24 protein-coding genes are annotated in these 23,997 nt (G+C 36.3%); all 24 read right to left on the minus strand.

The features are described 5' to 3' along the window. Positions 1 to 308 precede the first annotated feature (308 nt). The gene (locus tag MKY88_RS24215) at positions 309 to 1,067 is read right to left on the minus strand and encodes a hypothetical protein (protein ID WP_328204455.1); all 759 of its coding nucleotides are present in this window, start codon (positions 1,065 to 1,067) and stop codon (positions 309 to 311) included. Beyond that, positions 1,067 to 1,990: a LamG-like jellyroll fold domain-containing protein gene (locus MKY88_RS24220; RefSeq protein ID WP_340814870.1), complete on the minus strand. Its 924-nt coding sequence runs from the start codon at positions 1,988 to 1,990 to the stop codon at positions 1,067 to 1,069. Before MKY88_RS24220 ends, MKY88_RS24215 begins: the two co-directional genes overlap by 1 nt. A 116-nt stretch (positions 1,991 to 2,106) precedes the next feature. Further along, positions 2,107 to 3,417, minus strand: coding sequence for a hypothetical protein (locus MKY88_RS24225; protein WP_340814871.1), 1,311 nt, complete (start codon positions 3,415 to 3,417; stop codon positions 2,107 to 2,109). A 328-nt stretch (positions 3,418 to 3,745) separates the two neighbouring features. After that, the gene (locus MKY88_RS24230; RefSeq protein WP_340814872.1) at positions 3,746 to 4,780 is read right to left on the minus strand and encodes an N-acetylmuramoyl-L-alanine amidase; all 1,035 of its coding nucleotides are present in this window, start codon (positions 4,778 to 4,780) and stop codon (positions 3,746 to 3,748) included. A 74-nt stretch (positions 4,781 to 4,854) separates the two neighbouring features. Continuing rightward, positions 4,855 to 5,457 carry a hypothetical protein gene (locus MKY88_RS24235; RefSeq protein ID WP_340814873.1) on the minus strand — a complete coding sequence of 201 codons (603 nt, stop codon included), beginning with the start codon at positions 5,455 to 5,457 and terminating at the stop codon, positions 4,855 to 4,857. Between the two features lie 168 nt (positions 5,458 to 5,625). Beyond that, the gene (locus tag MKY88_RS24240; RefSeq protein ID WP_340814874.1) at positions 5,626 to 6,741 is read right to left on the minus strand and encodes a hypothetical protein; all 1,116 of its coding nucleotides are present in this window, start codon (positions 6,739 to 6,741) and stop codon (positions 5,626 to 5,628) included. Between the two features lie 187 nt (positions 6,742 to 6,928). Then, positions 6,929 to 7,402, minus strand: coding sequence for a hypothetical protein (locus MKY88_RS24245; RefSeq protein ID WP_069483545.1), 474 nt, complete (start codon positions 7,400 to 7,402; stop codon positions 6,929 to 6,931). Continuing rightward, positions 7,399 to 7,752 carry a hypothetical protein gene (locus MKY88_RS24250; RefSeq protein ID WP_193834054.1) on the minus strand — a complete coding sequence of 118 codons (354 nt, stop codon included), beginning with the start codon at positions 7,750 to 7,752 and terminating at the stop codon, positions 7,399 to 7,401. The genes MKY88_RS24245 and MKY88_RS24250 overlap by 4 nt, the downstream gene beginning before the upstream one ends. A gap of 131 nt (positions 7,753 to 7,883) precedes the next feature. Then, complete coding sequence (locus MKY88_RS24255) at positions 7,884 to 8,705, minus strand: tyrosine-type recombinase/integrase (protein ID WP_175423143.1); 822 nt, start codon at positions 8,703 to 8,705, stop codon at positions 7,884 to 7,886. 781 nt (positions 8,706 to 9,486) lie between these two features. Then, positions 9,487 to 9,894, minus strand: a complete 408-nt coding sequence (locus tag MKY88_RS24260) for a hypothetical protein (protein ID WP_328204444.1) — start codon at positions 9,892 to 9,894, stop codon at positions 9,487 to 9,489. A 308-nt stretch (positions 9,895 to 10,202) separates the two neighbouring features. Next, entirely contained in the window at positions 10,203 to 12,149 is a 1,947-nt protein-coding gene (locus MKY88_RS24265; RefSeq protein ID WP_328204443.1) for a DNRLRE domain-containing protein, read from the minus strand. 30 nt (positions 12,150 to 12,179) lie between these two features. Then, a complete protein-coding gene (locus MKY88_RS24270) occupies positions 12,180 to 13,745 on the minus strand; it encodes a hypothetical protein (protein ID WP_340814875.1) in 1,566 nt (521 codons plus the stop codon). A gap of 59 nt (positions 13,746 to 13,804) precedes the next feature. Further along, positions 13,805 to 14,413, minus strand: coding sequence for a hypothetical protein (locus MKY88_RS24275; RefSeq protein WP_069483550.1), 609 nt, complete (start codon positions 14,411 to 14,413; stop codon positions 13,805 to 13,807). Positions 14,414 to 14,491: 78 nt separating this feature from the next. After that, entirely contained in the window at positions 14,492 to 15,214 is a 723-nt protein-coding gene (locus MKY88_RS24280) for a discoidin domain-containing protein (protein ID WP_328204439.1), read from the minus strand. Positions 15,215 to 15,234: 20 nt separating this feature from the next. Further along, complete coding sequence (locus MKY88_RS24285; RefSeq protein ID WP_340814876.1) at positions 15,235 to 16,680, minus strand: discoidin domain-containing protein; 1,446 nt, start codon at positions 16,678 to 16,680, stop codon at positions 15,235 to 15,237. Between the two features lies 1 nt (position 16,681). Beyond that, the gene (locus tag MKY88_RS24290) at positions 16,682 to 17,869 is read right to left on the minus strand and encodes a discoidin domain-containing protein (RefSeq protein ID WP_340814877.1); all 1,188 of its coding nucleotides are present in this window, start codon (positions 17,867 to 17,869) and stop codon (positions 16,682 to 16,684) included. Beyond that, positions 17,869 to 18,414 carry a hypothetical protein gene (locus MKY88_RS24295; protein WP_328204433.1) on the minus strand — a complete coding sequence of 182 codons (546 nt, stop codon included), beginning with the start codon at positions 18,412 to 18,414 and terminating at the stop codon, positions 17,869 to 17,871. The genes MKY88_RS24290 and MKY88_RS24295 overlap by 1 nt, the downstream gene beginning before the upstream one ends. A gap of 35 nt (positions 18,415 to 18,449) precedes the next feature. Next, positions 18,450 to 19,529, minus strand: a complete 1,080-nt coding sequence (locus MKY88_RS24300) for a hypothetical protein (RefSeq protein ID WP_328204431.1) — start codon at positions 19,527 to 19,529, stop codon at positions 18,450 to 18,452. 1 nt (position 19,530) lies between these two features. Beyond that, a complete protein-coding gene (locus tag MKY88_RS24305) occupies positions 19,531 to 20,220 on the minus strand; it encodes a hypothetical protein (RefSeq protein ID WP_258270047.1) in 690 nt (229 codons plus the stop codon). A 25-nt stretch (positions 20,221 to 20,245) separates the two neighbouring features. Continuing rightward, on the minus strand, positions 20,246 to 20,833 hold the full coding sequence (locus tag MKY88_RS24310) for a hypothetical protein (RefSeq protein ID WP_328204429.1): 588 nt from the start codon (positions 20,831 to 20,833) through the stop codon (positions 20,246 to 20,248). Positions 20,834 to 20,867: 34 nt separating this feature from the next. After that, a complete protein-coding gene (locus MKY88_RS24315) occupies positions 20,868 to 21,785 on the minus strand; it encodes a LamG domain-containing protein (RefSeq protein WP_328204427.1) in 918 nt (305 codons plus the stop codon). Between the two features lie 99 nt (positions 21,786 to 21,884). Next, positions 21,885 to 22,466 carry a hypothetical protein gene (locus MKY88_RS24320; protein WP_139133777.1) on the minus strand — a complete coding sequence of 194 codons (582 nt, stop codon included), beginning with the start codon at positions 22,464 to 22,466 and terminating at the stop codon, positions 21,885 to 21,887. Positions 22,467 to 22,639: 173 nt separating this feature from the next. After that, positions 22,640 to 23,179: a hypothetical protein gene (locus MKY88_RS24325; RefSeq protein ID WP_175423144.1), complete on the minus strand. Its 540-nt coding sequence runs from the start codon at positions 23,177 to 23,179 to the stop codon at positions 22,640 to 22,642. A gap of 14 nt (positions 23,180 to 23,193) precedes the next feature. Beyond that, complete coding sequence (locus tag MKY88_RS24330; RefSeq protein ID WP_340814878.1) at positions 23,194 to 23,922, minus strand: hypothetical protein; 729 nt, start codon at positions 23,920 to 23,922, stop codon at positions 23,194 to 23,196. Positions 23,923 to 23,997 lie beyond the last annotated feature (75 nt).

Consider the following 23,997-nt stretch of genomic DNA (forward strand, 5'->3'; position numbering starts at 1 on the left):
CAACAATAGCTTTAATAATGGGTGCTAAAAAACATTTCAAAAGAACAATCTAAAGATCTCTAGAACAAAGATGTATAAGTATTGATTTATTTTTTAGTTTACATAACATATATTATAGGTAGTTAGATATTGGATTAAATTATATCTCACTATTACATGTATACTTTTAATAGTGAGACGAATTGTGCTTTTCTTATTTTTAATACTACTTATTGATTTATCATGATTTAAAGTGGATTTGTCTTATGGCTTAATTGTATTGCTATTTTCTTCTGGTTCTGAAGCCTTGATATGTCTTTTTCTCTTTCTTATTTGATTCTTACGGACATTACACTATGAAATTTGTTTAGGTCAATGAGCGTATTATACGTACTTGTAATTTCATCTTGGATCATCGAACTGTTAATTTCCACCAATTTCCTATCTACTTTATTTAATCCTGAAAAACCAGATGAATCAATTAGATCTTTTGTTATTTCTGATGTATCTAATGTGATCCATTCTGTATTGAATGTATTTATTTTTTCTTGGTTTACAATAAGAAACTTCATTTCAGGCTCTATTTCAATTTGATAAAGCTTTACGGCTTTATTATTGATTGTGAAATTTATTTGCTGAATGAAGCTGAGTTTTGTATTTTGTCTTCCAGATACATTTGTGGAATCATATTGTTCTGACAAAAAGACTTTAATATTATGAGGAATTCGCCCTTCAGGAGATCCTACCCACATATTAATAAGAGTAACATCTATAAAACCGCCTAAGTCTAGAACAAACCTTGCCCAATTACCTCTGTTCGGTGACCCATTCCATAAAAACAATGTAGTACTGTATGCACCTGACCAGTTATCGGTATAAGATATCTCACTGTCATTCAGATTTGTTTTGCCCCATAAAGATGCATTGTTCCAGTAGCTGGGTAATCCGCCAGTATGAGAATCATAAACATCGATTGGTCTATAATTTATCTTTTTATTATTTGCGTCAAATAACTCAATTTCTGATATGGTGGCACCATTTGAACTATAAAAGTCATACACTTCTATTAATGCATATCGAGCCCTCATTATTTCACCTCAATTTTAATGGCTAAGACATTATTGATTTCACTAAAATTTAAGGTACTTAAAAACTTTTTGTCTTCGGCCTTTTTTACAGTAATCTTCTGCGCTATTGGCTTACGATTAAATACACCCATACTGTGAATACCATAGTCATCAAACATGTCTTTAGAGATAGGAGAAGCATCAATCGTTCCCCATCTAAAGTGCCCTTTTAGCGGTACGCCTTCTGTTTTCCAGCTAGCTCCTATTAAGATTAAGTCTTGAGCTTTTAGCGTTTTATCTGATACCTTACTTCCTATTCCTTCTGAAAAGCTCCAGCAACTAACAAGGCCTTCTTCTAATCCGGTTAAACTTACAGGCATCATTTGTTTAATTTCTTCTTCTGTTAATACTTTGTTCCACACTCTTGTCTCGCTAATACCTCCAAGAAAGGCCTGTGTGGCTTGGAAACTTCCTCCTACACTATCTTGTTCTTGTCCTAAAATAACAGCTCCGCCGGAAGGAATTATAAAGCCCTTAGAAATATTTTTTGTCTCATATCTTTTTATGCCATTAATAAATACTTGAAGCAGTCCATCGGAGCTTCTCCATGTTAAAGCTAGGTGTGAAAAAACTCCTGAAGGAAGGCTTAAGCCCGTTGTTGCTGTCGAATTGTTAACATGAGGGGTAATATTCTTATTTACATTGTAGAGTAAAACTGAATTGTCTGATGATGAATGAGCATAAGAAAAGCTTGACATGGTTTTTGAAGAGACATCAGGTTTTAGCCACTGTTCAATAGTAATCTCTTTGGTTGGGGCTGTGTATCCTGTTTTTATTGCGTAGGATGAAACTGTCCCATTAACAGTAATATAGTTATCCTCCTCGCTTGTTGGCATGTACGACTTAATTCCTTCCAAGTCTTTAAAGAGAGATTTATTCGCCATTTACTTTACCTCAATCCTTTATTTTTCTATCATAGAAAACCTATATTCAGGGACATATTTTTAATTGACAGGAAATAATCCCCTTTTCAATGCAATTTTCCGAATAGGAAGGAGCTTCAGGAATAGCTATCTACCCTCATATTTAAGATTTTTTTTAATTCGCATAGCTCCAATGCAGCAAAGAGAATAGCAGGCGCTTTATCTGTCATTGCAATGCTTTTAGCTGCAGCTGTTCTATTTAACTCCTCGGATAGAACTCCGTTTGTCTCAAAATCAATCTGATCTATTTTTTCTGAGACAGTTATCCATTTACCTTTGTACGTCTTGTATTTACCTTCATGCAAAACAACATTCTCTGAACGAAGTATATTTTGTACGGTGATAGATCCTGCTCCGCCATCTCCACCTATTGCTGCCCAATCAAATTTGATATTAACTGAAGTAGTCCCACCATATGCTATTATCTCACCATTGCTCTCATAATTTTTTTTGTAGAAGAGGTTGATAGAGCCTCCCCCAGAGTTTCCTCCCCCAGAGAATCGAGTATGGTTTGAAGAATATCTTGAGTTCACAATAGTATCAGAACCATTTGATTCTATTTTCCCATTATTTAATATATTTTTTGCGTACACAATAAGCAATCCGCCAGTGCCTATTTGCGCATACAAGTTATTAACGTTTCCAATGTAGGATGTACTTGTAGTAGACCATCCAGATTTGCCTGGCTCATTACCGACACCGCCGGTCCCATAAGCTCCTGTTCCAGATCCTTTTGCAGTTCCATTACCGCCAGATCCTCCCGTGTCGCTACCTGAACCTCCATTATAACTACCTGCGCCAGATGTATTGTAAACACCTCCGCCGCCAGAACCACCAGAGTAAGAAGTTCCAGATCCTCCTCGACCACTTGATCTTGAATTTGTGCCCCAATTACTACCTGAACCTCCTCCACCAGTTCCTCGTCTTATACCTACTTTACCGGCATTGCCGTGTGAGTTTCCTCCCCCTGATGTAGCAACTCCTCCAGAACCCCCGACTGCAGGAATGTATTCAAAAGTCCCATCTCTGTTTTTGAATAGATAGATATCCTGCCCTTCTGAGATAGCACCTCTGGCAGTCATGGATATTTTCCCATGATTGATTAAGTCATAGCGGACTGCTATGGTCATACCTTTCTTTCTAACTTGTGGAGTTATTATGACTCCAGTGTTAATTGTCAAACTCCCTTTATAGTTTAAGATCAACATTTTTGAGTCAGATACATTACTACCTAAGATCGGGCTTTCATTGTAAATAATATCCTCTTCGAAGTTAAACATCTCAATGTCAATATCCACGCCGTTAACATTCAACGTGTGATCACCATTTGGAATGTTTACTTTATTAATGTAATCATAAAGGGTTGTTTGTCCTGCAAAATAAGCCAAGTTATTTCACCTCGATCTTTATTTTTTTATTGTTAATTTCATTCTCATACTTTTCTTTCCATCTAGGATCACTCTTTGATTAAATAACACTTGATTTCCACCATTAGAATTTATGCTATTCCATCCTTTTGACCTGGCGGTTCCGCTCTAACTTTTCTATTCGAATCGACAGGATTTAGAGAAGCCTCATCAAATATAAACCGTGATTCGCAGTGCTTCAGCATTTCTCTTGTTGCTACTGATTTACTATAGTCCATACGTATTCTTCCCCTCCTAATAAAAAATCCTGCAAGCTAAATGCCTACAGGAACTTGATGGAATTTTTTACTTACGCCCTAATAAATTTTACGTATTTCTCACCTGCTGAGCACCAATGATTCCCACCTAAGTTGTACATACCATTTTCTTTTTTAAACACTTTCAATTCCGTGTTCTTGCTTACTGTCTTGAGGATTGGTGCATGGAAGTCTGGAGCATTTCTTACATTAAGGGAATCAACCAAAATTTTAATAACACCAATATGACTAATAGATTTAAATGTAACAAAAGCTTCTCCAGCTGAACACCATTGACTTTGTCCAATTCGGTAAAGTCCGTTCTTCTTCTCGAAAACTTTATAAGCTTGTCCTTTCCTAATTGTTTTTACAATAGGAGCGTTGAATCTAGCTTCTGTCCGGACATTTAACGAGGCGACTTTTACAGTAGCTATTCCAATCACCTCAGAAGATGGAGCTGTTTGAGGGCTAGATTGCGCTATGCTGTCACTTTTACCCGTACATTCGTTGTACTCAGCAATGATGTCTTTAATGCATTGCTCTGTTGTCTTATTAATCCATTTCAGTCCATTAGACGGATCTGTCTTACGTCCTGGATCCAGCTTCTCGTGTCCTGAGAAACACTTAAGTGGATCTAGACCGAAGTAGAAAGCAAGATAGGCACAATACCAGATGTATTTCTGATATGCTTTGATAGATCGTGCCTTATCCTCTGGATAATAGCAAAGTTCTACACCGATGGCTGCGTCATTCGCATCAAAACCATAAATCTGATTATCTACTGTCTTATTGTAAAGAACGTGCCATGCTTTTTCAGGAGTACCTGTGATAACTGGGATACACTCTAGAATCTCTTTGTCATCAATAAAAGTATGAGCACTCGCAGATTCGTTCGGAGAATTTTTATAGTAATTAATATTACCTCGGGCTGTCGTTCCGTTACGGTGTTCTGTTGTTTTATTGTAGCCATCATTACCAACATCATGAAGCACAATAAAGTGAATCTTGTTAACTTTTATACCTGAACGTCTACTTGTTCCTTTAGGTAAATAATCAGTACCAATTGAATATTTCATCTTAAAAGCCACAATAAAACACCCTTTCTTAATAAGTCTTCCAGTTACTTATTACTACTCAAGTGTTTTCATTTTGTGTGCTATATTTAATAAACAACCGTGATTAATAAATCTTTCTGTACCAGATTTACACTTGAATCAGCTTGTAAAGTAATTTGCCATTTACCTGTAGCTGAAATGTAAGATTCTTCTATTCTAACCCCTTTTGCAAGTATGAAAGGACCTTGACTTTCTCTTGTAGCCATTACTAATACTTCTTTATTTTGAGGGTCTATTAAAGTAACTGCTTGAATAGGTGCTACTTGACCACTTATTTCTGGTGTAAACTGAAATCCACATTCGTTATGATCCATAATGCTTATATGATCTTGATTAAAAGTTTGAACAGTAGCTGCCGTTTTAATTTGTCCAATTTTATTAGCCAATGTTGGAAATGTATCTGATGGACTAGCAGATACGTGTTTTGCATCTACCGCATTGGCGATCGCTGTTTTTCCATCATCGGCTAATTGAAAAGATTTGTTAACCGCTTCTACAAGATTTTCTACATCTGGAATTTCAATTAGGGTTGTATCGCCTATTTTACTGTCAATCTCATTATTTTTCCTGTGTACTTCGTTAATAGCAGGAATAATACCTGTTTTATCTTCGGTTTCCAGAGATTCTAAAATTTCTTCTCTTGTATTCATAATAAGACACCCTTCCTTAATAATTCTTCATTTTACTTATTACCATTAGGATGCTTATATTTAGTGTGTTAATAAAAAGGTTTGGTTCCTGTGCGCCTTTTATTATAGTTTCTTGAAACTATTCCTTGATCTTCTCAGTAATTTTTGATTGCAATATTAATTATATATTTACTTTAAAGCGAACGTTACTATGCCTGTATAAGAAAATGGGCCATTTGCCATCACAACACGGCCATCGGCTGATAGTTTGGCAAGAACAGAGATATCGGAGTTCTTGTCACCCCAAATATAGACTGTGTAACCAGGTCTATATTCTTCTGGTAACAACGGTAACGCATCATCTCCCATATCATGAGTCATTGTATACTTTTCAAAGCACATATCAACCCTATGGCCCCCTACTTTTCTATATTTTAAAGACCCCGTAACACCTTCTGCCAGTGAAGCTTCTTTCCACGGCTCTACTACTTCGCTGTTATCCAACCATGTTGAGCCATTCCAGCTAATGATCTTTGAGATAGTGGTATCAAAAAATTGTTGTCCTATTATTGGATTGGCAGGTCGTATTGAGCCACTATTTATTGTGGATATTGGTAGATCATTTATATAGACCATATCATCTGTATATAAACCTACAGAAGTAGGCGTATATACTTTAATATAACCATTATCAAAGATCTCAATTGATGCATCATTATTAGCATTTGAAACCATAAACCTGTCAGAAACTTTTCCTACTTGATACTCAAGTGCTCCGTTACCATCAAGAAAACTTATAATTTTCCTGCCATCTTTTTTTATTTTTAAATCATTTTGTAGTTCCACATAGTTTGTAGCAATTTTAAAAACTTCTTTTATAAAGTTCCCATCATTAAATTCAAATACGAAATCCCTTAGTGCTCCTGCACCCCTAGATTGAATTCGTACGCCCATTTTTCTTGAATCCTCATATCCATTATTAAAAAAATCTACAAACTCCGCCCCTCCAGAATCCCCATCAATTTCTCGCATTAAAGTTAAAGTTGCCTCTGTATCGTTTGAAGAGTAACCATTATTACTATTAATAGGTGATGCTACTTCAAGCACAGTATAAGGAACACCATCAGTTTCATCTCTCTTTATGCGATAAACAATGGTGTCTTCTCCTTCGATCTGATAACTTTTCGTTTCATAGTGTTTATCAACCATTGCTACGTTTTTTCTGAATATTTCATTTATAGCTGGGATAATACCAGATTTATCATTGGTTTCTAATGCAGATAAGACTTCTTCTTTTGTATTCATAAATATTATCTCCTTCGACAGTAAGCCTTAGTTTTAAATACTTATTACTGAGAAGAAGAAGCCTAATTATATTTTTTAAAAAATATATAGAAAAGAACATTTGTTTGTGTTAATATAAGAACATAGGTTCGTGTAATGACCAATAAATATCCCACTTTCATTATTTGAAAGTGGGATGTGTGGGGTTTTATTTACTAAAAAATTTTATTAGTGAGCGTTTAGCGAAATTTTCCGTTTCTTCACTAATCTCTGTTATAACTGCGTCCGCAGCATCAATTACATCTTTTAAATTATTATAATCTTTTGTTTCTAAGTCGAAAAAGAATAATAAACTCATCAGTTGATGTGGGTCTACATCTTTGTATACCGATGTACAAAGTTTATGTCTTTCTACAGCTTTTGCAAATGAGTCAAACCAAAGTTTCGCTGAAATAAATTCGTGGTTCCAGTATTTAGGCGAAACGTCTTCATTAACGCAAATCTCCAATTTATCTTTTTTTAATACTATGGAATACTTATAACCATTAATGATTATACAAGAGCCTTCGTTATCATCACATGGATGATATTCTATTTTAGGGTCCATTTCTTCTACTTTAATTTTATGAGAATCTTTTCTAGCAATATAAATTTCATTATCCATTAGTAATTCGTTTATCATTCATTGACCTCCTCACCTTTAACTTTATCAAGAGTTTTTCGGTATAGGCCACGAAGAACCTCCATTTTAGTGTCATATCTAAATTTCTTTTCTATTAGTGATAGCGGCTTTTCTGCAAATATATCTTTAGAATTTTTTTCTATAATAGATACTAAATTATTATTTATATTCTTAGTCATTTCTAAGTTGATAACATTGTTCTCCATTATGGAGTCATAATAAATAACGCCGTTAATCACCGGGTTTTTAACAGAAATACTAGAAGAATAATCTTCTAAGTTATGACTCTTAATTGGGATTACTTTCTTTACCTCGAAATTGTCTAGAATTTCTAGTGCAGTAAGGTTCATAGACAAATCCCCCTTTCATACACCTTGCTTAAAGTTTTCTTTATAGGAAAGACATTTGTAAATTACACCATATTTTTCTCTGGCATTCCAATTTCTTTACCTATACTATAGCTCATTCTAATCCCCCATCCTTAACTATAAACGTTCTCTACAGCTATTTGTAAGTCGTCTTTAGATGGCTTACTATATCTAGCAAGAATATCTGTAGATGAGTGACCAGAAAGGAATTGAACAAGTATTAAATCATGCTTACGTACTAGATCAGTAATAAATGTATGACGTAGTTGATGCGGATGGATTCCATATTTTTTTAAAACATGCTGAACACCTCTTACGCCTAATCTACCCTTGGATCCTAAGAATAATGCGGGATTAGAATCTGTTCTCGTTTCTAGATACTCAGCAATAGCGTCTCTGGTTTCCTTGTTTAGTGGCAACGTTCTCTCTTTGTTACCTTTTCCTTGTCTGATTCTCACCTCTCCTTCATTTTTTACAATTATTAGATCTTCTCGATTTATAGAAACTAGTTCGCTTACACGAACTCCTGTATTTAATAATGTTATTACTATTGCGAAGTTTCGTAAGATGTCTTTCTCTGCTTTCTCGATTAAGCTGACTCTCTCTAGCTTTCGGAGAGCTTTCGGAGCTTGGTTCTTATAGTCTGGCATTTTAACAACTCTTATGTTCTCTACTACATTTTCTTCTCCAGTAAATACAGCAAAAGAACGAAGTGCTCTATATATTTTATTTACAGTAGACGCTGCAAGTCCTCTTGACGTGCAGGAGTCTAAGTAAGCCTGGACACTTTCCTGCTCATAAGGAATATTGTTGTCTTCAAGATAACTCAAAAAACATCGGACATTGTACTCGTATGTCTTAGCCGTTGTCTTAGATCGGTATTTAAGTAAATGCTCTTTAAATTCTACCCTCAAGCTATCTAACTTCGCATCCAAGTGACCACCCCCTTCTCCTTTTTTAGTATAATCCAAGTATTTTCTTTTGTCATATTAATTTTGCTATCTTAAATCGATAGGAACTTTATAAAACTTTTATAAACCCTATGATATCAAAGGTTTAAGCAATAAAAAAATGTCGTAGAATTAGTATTCCACGACATTAGATTCTAAGCGTTTTATTTTTGTAAATTCGATGTTCTGTTCTACTTAATTAAATTGGTATGCTATTTTGTTTGAATTTTTACTTCAAGTTATTAAGGTGGTTTGTTAAAATCTTGAATTGACTGAATATTTTTAATGATCCAACACAATTCGATCTACAACTTAAAATTTTCCCATAAGCACGGGAAGGAGCTTTTTGAATACATGATGATAGATGCTGTCTTCTTTTAAATCTCCTTCCATGATTCTATTTTCCTGTGTAGGTCGAAAAAAGATGTTTTCTACAAATCAGTTGTCTTTAAATCATTATTTAAGGTGCATTAACAAAATCTAATGCTGTATTGTTTACAGTAATATGTTTTTAAAAGACACCGATTTGAAGAGAAGACATGATAACATCTTTTGTGATACTATGGATTGTCATCCAGTACGCTCCTTCATGACTTCCTTGCAGCTTGAAGTCATTCGGTGCTCTACAAGGACATTTTGTTAATCGAATAAATACTTTCTGAGAGAAATTGATGTGAGATCAATATATCCTCCGTCGTTAAGTGGCACATAGGGATTTCATTAGTTCTTCTACCGTCAAAAATAGAGAAAAATTTTTAAATACCTTTTAAAAGTTTCCGCCATCAATTATTTTAATATCAACAGAGGAAAATTTTTCATCAGTATATGATTTTGCTTCTTCCAGAATGCTGTTAGCCTTGTCTCTTAAAGCATATACAGCATCGATCATATTTCCTCCTAATTCATTTAGCTTAGCTTGAACCTCTGGATCGCCAGCGTCACCAACAACATGGTTTACGTAATTCATTGCTTCAATAACGGAGTTCTTAGCTGTGTCGGCCTGAGACTTAATTTCATTAATCCCAGATATGATTCTCGAATTCTTTGTATTTAGTTGCTGGTTAACTGATATGGGAGTACGTCTTACCAATAAAGGGTTTGTCGTAAGAGATTCCCATAATATATCGGCTTGCTCGCCTTGTAATTCCTTCGGATCTGTATAATGAACTGCCATAATAATCTCTCCTCCATTGTTTGTTCTATAATTGAATTACCTAAAAAAAGATATAACCTACACATGACAATCTGCTGTTATGACTTTGTCGCTACTTTTTTTATATTTGAATACTTTTTCAGGTTCAATGACTTACTGAAAATCCTGTCTTGAATAGTGTATTCCATACTCATTGGTTAATTCTGATACAGCGGGCGTAGTGATAGACTGCAATAAGTTGCTTATGACAATTTTTTTGACAGTCATATTTACACCTTCCTTATTTATATAAATAACAGGCGGACGACAGAATCATCCACCTGTTATTATTACAAGATAAACGCATATCCTTTTGAAACTTTACCCATCGTGATTTCACAATTAATGTCGTTTGCAAATAGAATACGAGGTTTAATTTCTGTTAAGATATCGGCATCTTCGTAGAAAGGAACATAAATTTCAGCCTGGGCTATCTGCCTCGAAATAGTGACCTCAGCAGGTTTTAAGCTTGAACCAACTACATCAATTACTGTAAGGACCTCAGAAATATTGCTTACGTAGATATTAGCAAGCACCTCGGATTCTCGCTTAATTCTAGGAGTAATCTCTAAAGTAATGTCTTCATCTTTCCAAATGTTCACCGTGATTTCAGTGAAGATTTTGTCCTTGGATGCGAGGACAATACATTCAGTATCGCTATTATCTATTGCACGAACAATTAATTCCGCAAAGGTCTCGCTATCATCGCGTCTAGCTGCCATGATTTCGGATAAAATGATTTCCCGTGTAGAAGTGATCTCGCTTAGGATATCTGATTTGATGTTCGGTTCGATCTCCACAAAAATATCGCTTAATTTAGCAATTCTTGGCGTGATCTCGGCTTCAATGTAGCGAACATGAATATCGTTTGCTGTAATCTCCGTATAGATACTGTCTTGGCCTTCTAAAGATACGGAAATTTCGCTCAATACTTTGTTTCTTGATGCATAGATTTCAGAATCAATTTCTAATTTATCCTGGAGTCTGGCTGTGACTTCTGCTAATGTAAATTTCCTAGATACAGTAATAGATGCATCTATACTTCGACTAAATTGCTCGCTTCGCGCCGTTACAACCGCAAATACTTCGGATTGCTCACTTCGGATTGCTGTTATTTCTGCTTCGACAACCGCCTTATTTACTGTGATATCTGTAAAGATATTATTGTCCAAAGGAACATCTGGTTGGTGAACATAAATTTCTGTTAGAATTCTTTCAAAGCTAAATGTGGAAGCAACTTCAATCTCTGCACGAACGTCCTTGGTTTCTCTATTGTAGATAAAGATCTCAGAGCGGATTTGACTTCTTCCTGTACTTGGAACTACACTATCGTAATAGCTTACGACTAATCTTGGTGAATATTTTTCACTAGAGTTATTAGTTCTAAAGTACAGAGAATCTTTTTCCATTGTAGACATGACAAGACCATTGTTTTCTGCTTGTTTAAATAGCCACGCAGATGCTATATCTGTTACATCGAAGATAATAACTTTTCGAGCTTTATCGTTTACATAATTATGAGAAATTAAATCTAATTTAGGTGGTTTGTTTTGATAAGTGATACCTGTCTCATACCATGCTCTGGCAGCCGTATGAAGATTAATTTTGTAACCATCAACAACTTCCCCAAGATATGTGAGCTCTAATTTTACATTCGTGATTACATAGCGATTGTCCATTTTCTTTGTTTCGAATCTAATAAAAGATTCAAACTCATCATTATTTCCAATTACCATAGTAGAGGATTTACCATAGTTGATTGTTTGGAATCCTGTTTCTTTCTTAGTGAAAGCATCCTGTATTGGGAAGTAACTATCCGTAAGAATAGGAGGCTTCTTCGTTTCATAGATTGCCTGCATATTTGTATGCGGACGTACTTCGATTTCAGCTGGTACTTGAACAAATCCCATTGGCTGAATTTCAACAAAAATGTCTGAGTTTCCACGATAGACTGCATTAATCTCTGAGTAAATATCTTTACTTCTTATTGCCCTTGCGTGGATTTCACTGTCAATCGACCTTGTTCTGATTGCTCTAGACTGAATGTCTACTAAAATATCTTTCCTGCCTGTCCCGTATAAAAAGAACTTGGCTTGCATTGTGTTTTCTATTACTTCTGGTACAGTGATCTCAGCATACACAGCAGAGTTTTCGGAATGCTGTGCTATAATTTCTGTATGAACGGTAGCACCCGTGTGAGCCTGGATCTCTGTAAAAACATCTATTGTATTAGACATTTTCTACACTCCCATCACATTGTATTGTGATCATGCTTTATTCGCTTTAGCAACGATTTTGAATTGACCATTTGTTTCAGGTGTCATTGCTAAGTCTGTTTTTAATCGGATAAAGAATGACAGTTGATTTTGATCATCTAATGTTTCTTCAAAGAGCAATTCCTCTGTTGGTACGAATGGAGCAGATGTTTTACTCAGTTCATATTGCATGCCAGGGAGCATTTGACTTTGGTTTACTGATATTTGAACATCTTTTACTGCATAGCCATATTGATTGCGGAGAATAATCTCATGCTCAATTGTAGTCTGGCCCGCATAGATAACACCAAAGTCTAAATACTTTAATACTTGACCAATTTCATCAGAGTAAAACTCGCCCTCTAAATCTTTAAACATTAACCCGTTATAAGTACCTACAAAGCTTTTTGCCCAGTAGTCAACTGTGCCGAATGAATCTCTGAACTCGACTTTGATTGTGTTCCAATCATTGATTTTAATGTCAGAGCTCCTTAATTCCAACTGGATATTCATTGGGGCTGGAGCAAGCTCAGTGTATTTTCCGTCTTGAGGGAAATATGGTTCATCATTTAAGACAACACGATATTGAACTCGAGATAAGTCCGCATCATTGAGCACGCCGAAAACAGTAGATCCTACAAATTCTAAGTCAATTACAGCTGTAGTGTTTAGGATATAAAGATTTGCTTCATTTAGACTAGATGAGTGTTTTGCGATTAAGTCTTCATAAGCTATAGAATTTACTGAAGTAATGATTGTATCTTGAACATTATCTTCTAAGTACAGTCCTACACTAATTTTATCGAATGGCCATAAAGTTAATTGTTTTTCTGTCATGGCTGCTACTTCTGCATGCTTCATTCCATAAGTTTTCGCATCTGCAGCAGAAGTAATATTTACCTTTATAAAAGTTGCTCCGTCCCAGCGATACCAATCTGTTTGGTTTGGTGTAAATAAGATTCGAAGTTCATCACGATACGCAATAGATGTGTTTGCGATCAACACTTTGCCTAGCTCACCGAAAACGCCTACACTATTTAATAGATAGATGAATTGAGGTTTAGGAACCGCAGTGATTTCTAAGACACGCTTGGCTGTCTCTGGTGACTCGTCAGTCCATGTAACAATTTCGAAGTCTCCTTCTAGCTCATCTAGAGGGGACCAATTAGCAGTCACAATAAGATTTGCTTCTGTCACTGTTTCATCGTCTGTGTAGTAAAGAACTTCTACTGAGTCTCCGAATTCGTCATAAATCGTAAATGGATCAGTTACTGTAGATACGATTACATCTTCCGTGCTGTCTGTATCGACTAAGACTGTAGGAGTTTCAGAGATATAATCATACACACTAAACCCTTCTAGAATGTCTTCAGATGTTTCTAAGTATTGGGTACCATCATAAGTAACGTAAATATGTTTTGTAAACGGCACGTCTAGCTGCACTTCATTTCCTTGAGGCAGGCCATACTTTTGAATCATAGCCGCATCTACTGTAGCAGGCAAATGAGTCAAGACACCTTCTGAAACAGAAAAGTGATTTCCTGTCTTATCGTTTCTAAAAATTAAAAAGCTAGTCATTGTTACACTCCTTATCTTGATATTCTTATTTGCCTTATATGAAAGATTCTTTTTGAAACTTAAATTTCTTTTGAAGATATGTTTAGATTATCAATACGTACCCATTCATCACGCTTAACTTTAATCCGGTGTAAACTGCCTTCACCTGTCCATGTATGATCAATAGTCATGTCTCGTTGATGATTTCTTTTTAGCTTAAGGCTCCCTTGTGTTTCAATGTATTCGTTTTCAGAGAATAAATCTACGCCAGTTGGCACAGTAATGTTTCCGACATTTAATGTGTTCACTATTTTACCAGCTTTAAAGACAATCTTAACTTGAATGAAGAGGCGTTTTTCAGATTGGATTGTACCGTCCTCAAGGACCTCTATCCATGGATCGAATGCTCTTCCGTTGTTGCTTGTACGAGAATAAGCCTTAATAGATGAAGTTCCTGCTGAAGTGTGGGATGTTAGCAGCTTACCGAACTCTTTAAAGTTATCTCCAATATTGATAATCTCAGAAACCCATTCGCCTTCTGTGACGTAATGCGGTTCACCAGATTCCGTTACTCCAACAATTTTTAGACGAACCTTCCCATCCTCTGTTAATTCTGTATTATTAAAAGTACCATTCGTACCAATGGAAAGCCCTATGTCTTTTTCTTCAATAATTCCTCCAACTGCCATTACCATTCACTCCTTGTAACGTTTTTGCTTTCATTAATCGTTATTACTCATCGAGCAAGCGGATAACCTGTGCCTGCTTTAAATCATCTCAATATAAAGTGGCTTCCTGTCTAGTTTAGATATCCGAAAACCTTTGTCGTTGTTAGAAATTTCATCCTGTGTGACATAGGTTTTTATATTGATTGATTGATCCAGGTTAGACAATAAACCTTTCCCGTAATCAATAAAATTTTGTAATGATCCTGTTGGTAATTCACTCATCACAACGCCCTTTAAGAATTTAATTTCTCCTATTGAGACATATGTCCCACCGTTATTTTCTAGAATTTCGAACTTATAAAACCTGTATTTTACAGGTTTTGATAAAACGAATTTTCTTTCTTCAGTGTAGGCAGACCAAATTTCGTTTTTATATTCGCTAATCAGAAAATAATTAATGCCGTCATTAGAGCCTAAAAAATTAAATTTTTTTGGCATACAGTTGATACCACTGGCTGCAGTACTGTTCTGCCTAGGCGTTAAACTGAATCCTCTAATAGTAGTAGTCCTTCCAAAGTCCAGTTGGATGTGTCCTACCTTCACTCCATTGGCCGTTATCCAGCAGTTATTTAAACTACCGACATTCGCTATTGAACCATCAAAGGCTCTCCAGGCGGGATAGTCTGCACTGTATTGACTACTAGCACTTACAGCCAATGGAGCAGGCTCATTGCTGCTTGTCATTTTAGTTTCATGCCAAGCGTCAATTGATTCAATTGAGTATTTCTTATTGTTTGCTTGCAGCAAAATATATCCAGTCATTGCTTAACACTCCTATTCTTTTATTCTTTATTACCGAACTCTATTGCTAATGGTTTCTTATCTAGTGTAACTACCCAAAGACCTTCTTCATTTTTTGAGAATTTGTCCTGTAAAGCAAAGCTTATAATTGGAAAAATAGTATCTAACCTTAAATTGGAGCCTCCGTATTTTTTAAAATTTGCTTGGTTTGCAGAAGGCAAGTTAATTAATTTATCTTTACGTTCATAAAACTGAGCTTCTCTAATCCCTGACCAGGATGCCCCATTGTTAGAAATAATAAATATCTTATAATACCGGTACTTAGTGGAATTGTGGAAGTTGATTATCCTATCCGTTTCTGTATTCCATTCTTCATTTACAGTCGCCAAATCTTTAAAGACAAGATTGTCTTTAGAGCCTTGTATCTTAAACTCTTTTGGGTTATAGCCCACCCTACTCGTAATCATTGATTTCAAAACGACTTTATTGAATCTTTTAGGAACATTAAAGTCTAACATAAGCCAACAGTTTTTACTGTCCGCGCTAGTAGTGCACCAATAGTTATCTGTAATGTGATCACCATTAAAAGCTTTGTATGCTTCATATCCTGAACTGTGGAAGCTGCTTGCACTAGCCACTAGTGGGGCAGGTGCGATATTGGAAGTCATTTTAGTCTGATACCAATTCTCGGATGACTCGATTGTATATATCTTATTGTTATTATGCTGGAGCAAGATCTTATCAAAGGTCCATCCATATTTACCTGAATAAATCCCAACATTCAAAGCAACTTCATCAAAATTTGTAATGTGATACTTAGAATCGAAACTCCCTTTGTCAAAAGTGTTTGTCTTAGTTCCCTCTGTGTGAAATGTGAAATTTGTAATACAATTCTCTAGTGTAATTCCGGGACCTCCTGTATAGCTTCCTACAAAGTTTGCCTTAACATCAAACACGCAATTAGTAAATTTTGTTGTAGTCGTCCCATCATTGGAGTAGCTAAAGCTAGGAGAAGGGCTATCAACTTTAAACAAGCAATTAATAAGTTCCCCTCTTGTAACAGGACCTCCTGCTCCACAAATGGAGGTCGAATAATTTATTGCTCGGTTGCCAACTCTGAAGTCAAAAGTTATTTGATAGGCTTTAGTGCCTGCGTTTCTGAACATAATGCAGTGTGTGTCTCTACCGCTATGCTTACTTCCATCACAAACAAAAATGGTTTGTCCTTTTACGCCAATAAAGGAAATTGCTTTGCTATCATCCCATAACCCTCCTGAATCATAGGTTCCTGCAAGCCTAGTAACGTCATGAGTACCTTTATTAGCGTAAATGGCATCGCCCGATGTAGCACATCTTGAAACAGCATAATTGACCGTTAAAAAGGGGGAGTCGTCCGACCCGTTATTTTGATCAGAACCATTGATAGAATCTACATAGTAGATATTATTAAAGGTTAGTTGTTGACTATTAATCATGATAGTCGGCATGTCACATCACCTCGTTCTTAATACTTCTAATATCTATCAGTCTTTTTAGGTTAAGACTATAACTAAATACCTTACCTTCTTCACCTTCATTAATTATTCCGTTTTTTTCAATCATTGGATTAGGTTTTGCTGTTAGTTTTTGTTCAAATAGAATTGATAAATTATCCATCCCCTGCTTTAAGAACTCAGCCGAAGTAGGAAGAGTAGGGGAAATGATTGACCAATGAGCAGGGGTGTCTTCAGTAGCTGCCTCATACATTTCAAAGGAACTCACCAATGCATAATAACCATAGTAGCTTGCTCCGAACAATATCTTATAAAAAAAATACTTATTGTTATTATCAAATGTGTAAGTTAATTTATCACTGCTATTAGGGTGGTTATTAACAGATAAAAGCTTGTCATAACTTACACCATCATAACTACCCAATAACGAAAATTCTTTTATCCCAAATGCCCCACTTGTGATTACGGTAGCACATTGCAGCGTTATTTTATTGATGATTCTAGGTGAATCAAATTCATATTGAAGCCAGGTCGGATTACTTGCATTAGATCCATTGTCGTACCAGTAGGTTCCATTATTCCTGTCGAATGCTTGCCATGCAGGGTTGTAAGCCCCTCTAGCAGTTACGTTACCTGTTGGAGCAGTATTGCTTGTCATATGGGGTATAGCATTAATAGTCGGATCTTTACCTGGTACTGCTGGATTAAATTTCTTATATTCGCTATCATGAATGATCAGAGATTTAGTACTATTAACAGATTCTAAAAACCATTCAGAATCCAGTCTCAGTCCATTTCCATATTCCATTCGATATTGACCTCTTGGGAGATTTGAAATGGTTTTCTCCCACTTAGTATGTGGAATATCTGATACCGTTTGTGGATAATTAGATGTTACATCGTCGTATTGGCCTGTTTGTTCGTTATACTTTTTTATTATCAAAGAAGCTGTATAATTACTCCAAGTTGTTGTACCTGTTCGCCATATATTAAATCTAGTAGAGACTTCAAACTCTACATAATGTGAGGAGTCAGACCAATACATAACATGAGTAGTGTTCCATTGATTGATAGTAACTCCATTAAACAATCCACTTGCTTGAGCGCCTTGCGATCCTGATCCTCTAATATATTTAAACTGAGCCTCTTTCATCTTTTGATCAGGTTTGGCGCTTCCTGCCATTATTTCATCACCGCCTGTACTTTTAAATCATCAATATATAAGCATTTGTTTAGGTCAATAATTTGGCTAAATAATTCATAGTCGATACCATCTGACACAGCGTTCTCCTGTTGATTCATTTTTAGCAAATGCTCTTTAAGTGAAGCATTTAAGTCTCTTAAAGTCCACGCCAACTCAATAAATTGCGTATCGGTAGGTAATGTAGGGGTTGTCTCCCAGCTTCCTGTACCTTTATTCCATAGCTTAAAGGCTTTTTTATGGTAAATAATAGAACTATTAAATTCACTGGATTTATACCACTCTGTTGTATCTTCGTCTATTCGGAACTCGATGCCAGTAGAAGCCATCTTAGGCTTAAGCACCTCGTTATTTGGATTTACCCATTCAACATAACTAGCAGGCATATCTGTATCAGCGATCCATTGAAGATTGGCAATAGATTTTTTTATGTCTGTTGATACGTCATTCACCGGATTTAAAGTGTCGGCATAATGAGTTGATTCATCCACATCAAATACCCATTCCATCTTCGCTACCTTTGTCAATGTGTATTCACCTCCATTGATGTTAGAAAAGAGGGCTAAGACAAGATATAGGCAAGTCGACCACCGCAGTTTGAGAGAGCTGAAGTGGAACTTATTTGCATGTTTGTTTGGAAGATTCCTGTGTGTCCTTGGGTTGTTGTGGCACCTCCGAAAGCAAGACATCTGTACCCATATGCATAGAAATGGTAATCTCCAAGATAGCTAGATTCAGCCGCTCCCACTACTACAGGTAAGAAATTAAAGTCATAATATCCCTCTACTCTCTTGAAGTTTTTAATATAGCCACTACTGTTGGTTAGCATGATACCCGTATAATTATAGTTCCCGCTTGTTTTATCATCTTCAAATATCCGCTTACTTATATACGTACCATAGTTATAGAAATTTATTCCATCCACATAAGAGTAGTAGTTGCCCCACAGATTTTCTAAGCCGCGATAGGTCATATGGGCGGAACTTGTTTCTTTGTCTCCATATGACCGATTGCCATTTTTCAGGCTTTTACCTGTCGCAAGAAAGTCATATGCTGTGAGCGACATTCCTTTTCCTAGCACTTTTTGACTGTTGAATGAGGCGTATTCAGTAATAAATAGCATTTGAATGGCACTGAGTAACAGGTAGTCTATTTGTCGAAAATCTAAGCCATTGAGCTGAGCAGCAGCGCGGAAGCTGGCTCGTGTTCTGCCTATTGTAATCGTCTTATTTGGTAAGCTCCTCAATCTTCCATTATCATCTACCCACCCTTCAAATGCAGCAACATATTGGTAATTTTCAATTACGCCATCTATACGTTCAAAAACGGGATGCAGCTTAAAACCTTCTCTTTGTATTTCACTTACTTCGCAACGGTACACATCTTTAAACATTCCTAATGTGCCATTTTCTACTTTGTAGTAGAACTTAGGAATCTGCACCATGCAATTCCATCCATTCGATTCATAGGCTCCCCAGTCAACTGCCGTGCCGTCATCCCAAAGGTCCGTATCGTCAGGAGAGTGAATGCCTACAACTGCTCCTGATAATGATAAGGCGATTCTTCGTAATTTAGAGTGAATGGTATTTTTGAAATAGGATTCGTCATGCGTGACATAGTCGACTTTCATAAGCTCTGCCAATTTACTTCGCCTCAACTTTCATACTACGAATATCTAAATGCTTCTGTAAATTTACTGTTTTTTTATATACTTTGCCATTAGTCAACAAGATGCTTGCTTCATTCGCCATAGCCGCAGGTTCTAGCTGCGTAGTTACTTTGTCTAGTAAAGATAAGTCGGTCATTCCAATACTTTTGATTTCTCCTATATTGATTTGGCCGAGGTTTAGTAATTTGTTATTTTGGTAAACAAAATAGTTATCTTTATTCTGAATTAGGGAGTACTCTAGTGTCGCTCCATATACAGTCAATAATTTGACTATTGAATTATTAGGAGCATAACCTTTTCCACCATTACCATAAGCACTCAACTGAATATGTTTGTAGCTGTTGTTTATACTAAATGTTGTAACAGCATTTTCATTCATATTTGTTTTTATAACTTGACTCCATGGTTCATTCCCGTTATTTCTTCCATACAAAGTTACTACATAGGATTTATTATCCCCTGATCCTACAGCTACTTTGATTTTAGTAACGAAGATAGGGTCGTTAAAGTTGTAATAGATTCTTGCGTCTCTATTATTAAATCCGACGGATGTGCTGGTGCTATCATCAATTAAAATTAATTTTTGATTATCTGATATGGCCGGAGATGTAACAATCTGTTCAGTTCTTAATATTGACGAGAGTATTATTTCTTTTTTATTCAAGAAAATCTTCCTGTTCTTTATCTGGTCAGTACTTAACTGTCCAGTTGATCTGACCTGCTTTTCCTGCTTTTAAAGGGGCTCTGTATCGCTCAACCTCTTTCCCTTTAACTTTAAATACAAGATCTCCATTAAGATCCTTGTTAGCAGAAAGCTTGACTTCAATAAATACGCTAGTAAAGGCTGGAAGTGCAACAACAGATTGATAGAACAGCTTTATGTCACCATTTTCAATTCGTGTCTTATATCCAAAATGAATGGATTCAATATTTGAGCGCTGAGGCCCTTGGACATTGTTGTAGTCAGCATATGCTCTCTTGTAAGTAATCGGATCTTTTTGATGGGAGCCTACTCGATATTGTCTTCCATCTACCTCGTAGAAAATCTCCACTCTCTTACCTTTCAAGTTAAATGATCCGTCTGAGTCTTCATAGAAATACTTGCTACCGCAGCCAAACAGTCCAAATCTCGCAATGCTATCTTTATTAATCTCATAGAAATCGTTTTTAATTCTTGTCTGTTCGTCATACTCAGATAGATGTGTTCCATCCCAATAGTCAACATTCCAGTTGTAAGGTATGTTAATGGCTTTAAAGTCCAGACTCTTTTCAAACATTTAATGTTCCTCCCCTTTTTCTGTATTAGGTCTCTTATTTATGTGAGACCTTTACACCCGTAATATAATTCGTGTTTTTCAAGTCAATAGACTGTCTGAAGAATCTTCCAGGCTCATTCACGAATAAATGATCGACGTTGACCATTGGATAGGCGCTTAAATCTTTTTCCATTCTCTCCGTAAAGTTCAAATTGGATGCCCTTAGAACCTCAAACATTGCTGGTGTTACAGGTTCTCCTCCTACAGAGATCCACTCTTCGTTTATATAGGCTTTTATGATTGATCCTACTTTAAATAGATGTTTGTTAGAGATCACATAGCCACTATATATTTCATAGACTTGATCATCTGTTAAGGTTTGTTCCCATAGAATAATCTCATCAACTAAAAAGTCTACTACTCCAAACGCAGTTGATGCGTTCTCATAGGATGTGGAGAATGTTGTTCCGATGTTATGCCCTGCAGTCAAAGTAAGCTTGAGTACTCCATTGATAAAGAGCTTATAGCTTGTACCTTCTTTTGTAAAAGCGAGATGAGCCCAATCATTTACGACTGGGACATTCGTCTTTGAATTTGTATGACCAGTTGTGCCGTAATGATTTAATGAATAGTAGCCATCTGTTGAGATTCCTAATGCCATCCCATTAGCACTCATGCTTGTTAATCCGCCAACATAGTTTTGATATACAGCTGTGCCTCTTGTTGTCGGATTAATTTTGTACCATCCCATAATTGTAATATTGGCGTTTGACACAACAGCATTTCTTTTTTGAATGCGATCTGTTGTACTTTTTATGCTTCTTGCTTTTCCCCATTGTCCATCTACAATAGCTGGCGATCCAGTTGTGTATCCATCTGCCTTATTGGCAGTACTATCTATAATGATAGTTCCTGATTCTTCGTCTAACTTCCAATAAAAGCTTGCTGTGTCTATATATTTTGAAGTAGGCATCTGTTCACCTCCATATAAAGGTTCACTAATAAAGAAATTGTGTATAGCGATAACCACTATACACAATCTTTTAGGAAAGTTATTGAGTTGCCATAATGATTATACGTAACGGTAACTTACACGTTTTAGTAATTCATTTTTACCTGCTGAGGCTGTAATTGGCACCTCTGCGAATACAGAGATCTTAACGAAGTTACCAGCGGCATCGTCTGCATCGCTGCCGTTAGCTGCTACGTTATTTTTAAGACCAAGAATCTCTTGAGTTCCAGGAGTCTTAATTTTTTCAACCGCTGTAAACTCAACGTTACCATCCATGATAACTGCTCCCTCTTCAGTTAACCATGTTGGTTCCGTTGTTGAGGTAGTTCCTGCCTTTGTTACAATGTAAATGAATCCATTGTCTGTAGCAGGAGCGATAGCAGTATTTAAACTCACAACAGTTTGAGCAGCCCAAGCAACTGCTGTTTTAGCATCAGCGTGATAAGTAGAACCTAATGTACCCAATGCATGAACACCAGATTCGTTTTCGACTCCGCCTTTACCAACTGGAATAAAGTCATTTTCGTTTAAGCTGTCGCATCGAGTTTGGAACCAGTTATCTCGAACTGCTTCAACGACAGACCCAGGAGTATCTCCAGTACCGCCTTGACGGTCACGAGTCGTAAATACAACTTCCTCCATTTTAGAGCAGTCTTCTTTCCCACCGCGGTTGTTCCAGATGTAGAATGTTTTAACCGGAGAAGCACTATCTGCGTCTACTACGCCATAGTTAACTACGCCTGTTACTTCTTTTGATGTTTCGTTAGTGCCTTCGTACCAAGAAACAATAGGTGCATTTGCCATAATCTAATCTCCTACTTTCTTATAGTTTTAATGTTGACTGTTAAATTTCGAGCCTCGACCGAGCTCGCAATCACATTAATTCGCAGCATAGTCTCAGCTAATAGGTCTCTCACACTTAGTTCGTGTCCACCGTTGTTTCCGAATGAACCTGAATTTATTTGAATAGGATCCACTGTCAACGGGCTCCAATTGGTATAATCAATTGAGTACTCCAATTGGAACTGCAGATCCGCCCCTGGCTGAGTCGCAACATATGCTTTGACGTCTAGAACTTCTACATCATAAGGAAGAACGATATGTGGATCTTGTACGCCTTCGGCGACATCTCCAGACACAACAAAGACAACAATTTTGTGGTTATTGTCTTCTGTTAATAAGCGTTTATTGCCTTCATTTGTACCAATAAACACTTCTCGTGTGTCTTTAGTAAAAGCAATCTCTGACTCCAGAAGCTCAGGCAGTGATGCTTTTAGTCCACGTTTGTGAAGAATTGTTTGTGCCAACGTTATCAACTCCTTATATAGTTCTATAAGTTTAATTACTGGACTCAACAGAGTATTACATATTAGTCTTTATTTTTCTTTGGATAACCTGACTTATTTTTACTTTCCTTTTTGCTCTCACTCTTTGCGATTGCAGAAGAATTGCAGTGTTTTCTTTTAGCTTTAGTAACCTCTGTTAATCTTAGCTCTCCTGTATCTGGCCCATTAGACTTATTAGAAGTATGCTTTAGCTTTTCTTTATTCTGCTTCTCCATCTTCTCTTTTGCATCGGTTTTACCTACATTTAGAAATGCTGATTCAACAAGTGGAGAGAAGATATATTCTGAACCTAAGTCGATAACAGCGATATTTAGCCCTGAAAAATTGAAATCTAACTCAATGGCCCATTCATATAGAATTTGGGCAAAATCCAATAGCTCAGTGAATTGATCAATAGGATCTTCTGAATTCGGCTTGCAGTAGATGGCCAAACGGGTCTTTCCTTCTATCGTTTTTTTGCGTAATTTAAAGCCTACTGGCAGTACAGGAATGGATTTAACTTCATTTGTGAACTCTATATAACATTCAGTACTATGTTCTAAATGATGCCCTGCACAAGAACTGTAAGTATGATAACCTTTAGAATTTAATATCGTGATCGTAGGAATAATGCTGTCATCGATAGTGTATATCTTGCCATCGCAAGTACGTTTAGGGCAATCTTGATATAACCCAACCTCATTAATTTTATAAGGAACGATGATATCATCGTTCCTGTATTCCTCCATACAATACATACATAGTTTTCCCATTTATTTCTTCACCTCAGCTATTATTAAAAGCAACAATCCAGAGTCTAATGATTGTTCAAATGAAAATAAAATCTA

The organism is Lysinibacillus sp. FSL R7-0073, assembly GCF_038009065.1.
Lineage (GTDB): Bacteria > Bacillota > Bacilli > Bacillales_A > Planococcaceae > Lysinibacillus > Lysinibacillus fusiformis.

Coding starts and splice junctions, on each gene's coding strand:
- MKY88_RS24260 (WP_328204444.1), bottom strand. CDS start 9,894: ATGGCAGTTCATTATACAGATCCGAAGGAATTACAAGGCGAGCAAGCC.
- MKY88_RS24240 (WP_340814874.1), bottom strand. CDS start 6,741: ATGAATACAAAAGAAGAAGTCTTATCTGCATTAGAAACCAATGATAAA.
- MKY88_RS24320 (WP_139133777.1), bottom strand. CDS start 22,466: ATGGAGGAAGTTGTATTTACGACTCGTGACCGTCAAGGCGGTACTGGA.
- MKY88_RS24315 (WP_328204427.1), bottom strand. CDS start 21,785: ATGCCTACTTCAAAATATATAGACACAGCAAGCTTTTATTGGAAGTTA.
- MKY88_RS24285 (WP_340814876.1), bottom strand. CDS start 16,680: ATGCCGACTATCATGATTAATAGTCAACAACTAACCTTTAATAATATC.
- MKY88_RS24265 (WP_328204443.1), bottom strand. CDS start 12,149: ATGTCTAATACAATAGATGTTTTTACAGAGATCCAGGCTCACACGGGT.
- MKY88_RS24250 (WP_193834054.1), bottom strand. CDS start 7,752: ATGAACCTTACTGCACTAGAAATTCTAGACAATTTCGAGGTAAAGAAA.
- MKY88_RS24245 (WP_069483545.1), bottom strand. CDS start 7,402: ATGATAAACGAATTACTAATGGATAATGAAATTTATATTGCTAGAAAA.
- MKY88_RS24220 (WP_340814870.1), bottom strand. CDS start 1,990: ATGGCGAATAAATCTCTCTTTAAAGACTTGGAAGGAATTAAGTCGTAC.
- MKY88_RS24330 (WP_340814878.1), bottom strand. CDS start 23,922: ATGGGAAAACTATGTATGTATTGTATGGAGGAATACAGGAACGATGAT.
- MKY88_RS24290 (WP_340814877.1), bottom strand. CDS start 17,869: ATGGCAGGAAGCGCCAAACCTGATCAAAAGATGAAAGAGGCTCAGTTT.
- MKY88_RS24310 (WP_328204429.1), bottom strand. CDS start 20,833: ATGTTTGAAAAGAGTCTGGACTTTAAAGCCATTAACATACCTTACAAC.
- MKY88_RS24215 (WP_328204455.1), bottom strand. CDS start 1,067: ATGAGGGCTCGATATGCATTAATAGAAGTGTATGACTTTTATAGTTCA.
- MKY88_RS24270 (WP_340814875.1), bottom strand. CDS start 13,745: ATGACTAGCTTTTTAATTTTTAGAAACGATAAGACAGGAAATCACTTT.
- MKY88_RS24280 (WP_328204439.1), bottom strand. CDS start 15,214: ATGACTGGATATATTTTGCTGCAAGCAAACAATAAGAAATACTCAATT.
- MKY88_RS24235 (WP_340814873.1), bottom strand. CDS start 5,457: ATGAATACAAGAGAAGAAATTTTAGAATCTCTGGAAACCGAAGATAAA.
- MKY88_RS24275 (WP_069483550.1), bottom strand. CDS start 14,413: ATGGCAGTTGGAGGAATTATTGAAGAAAAAGACATAGGGCTTTCCATT.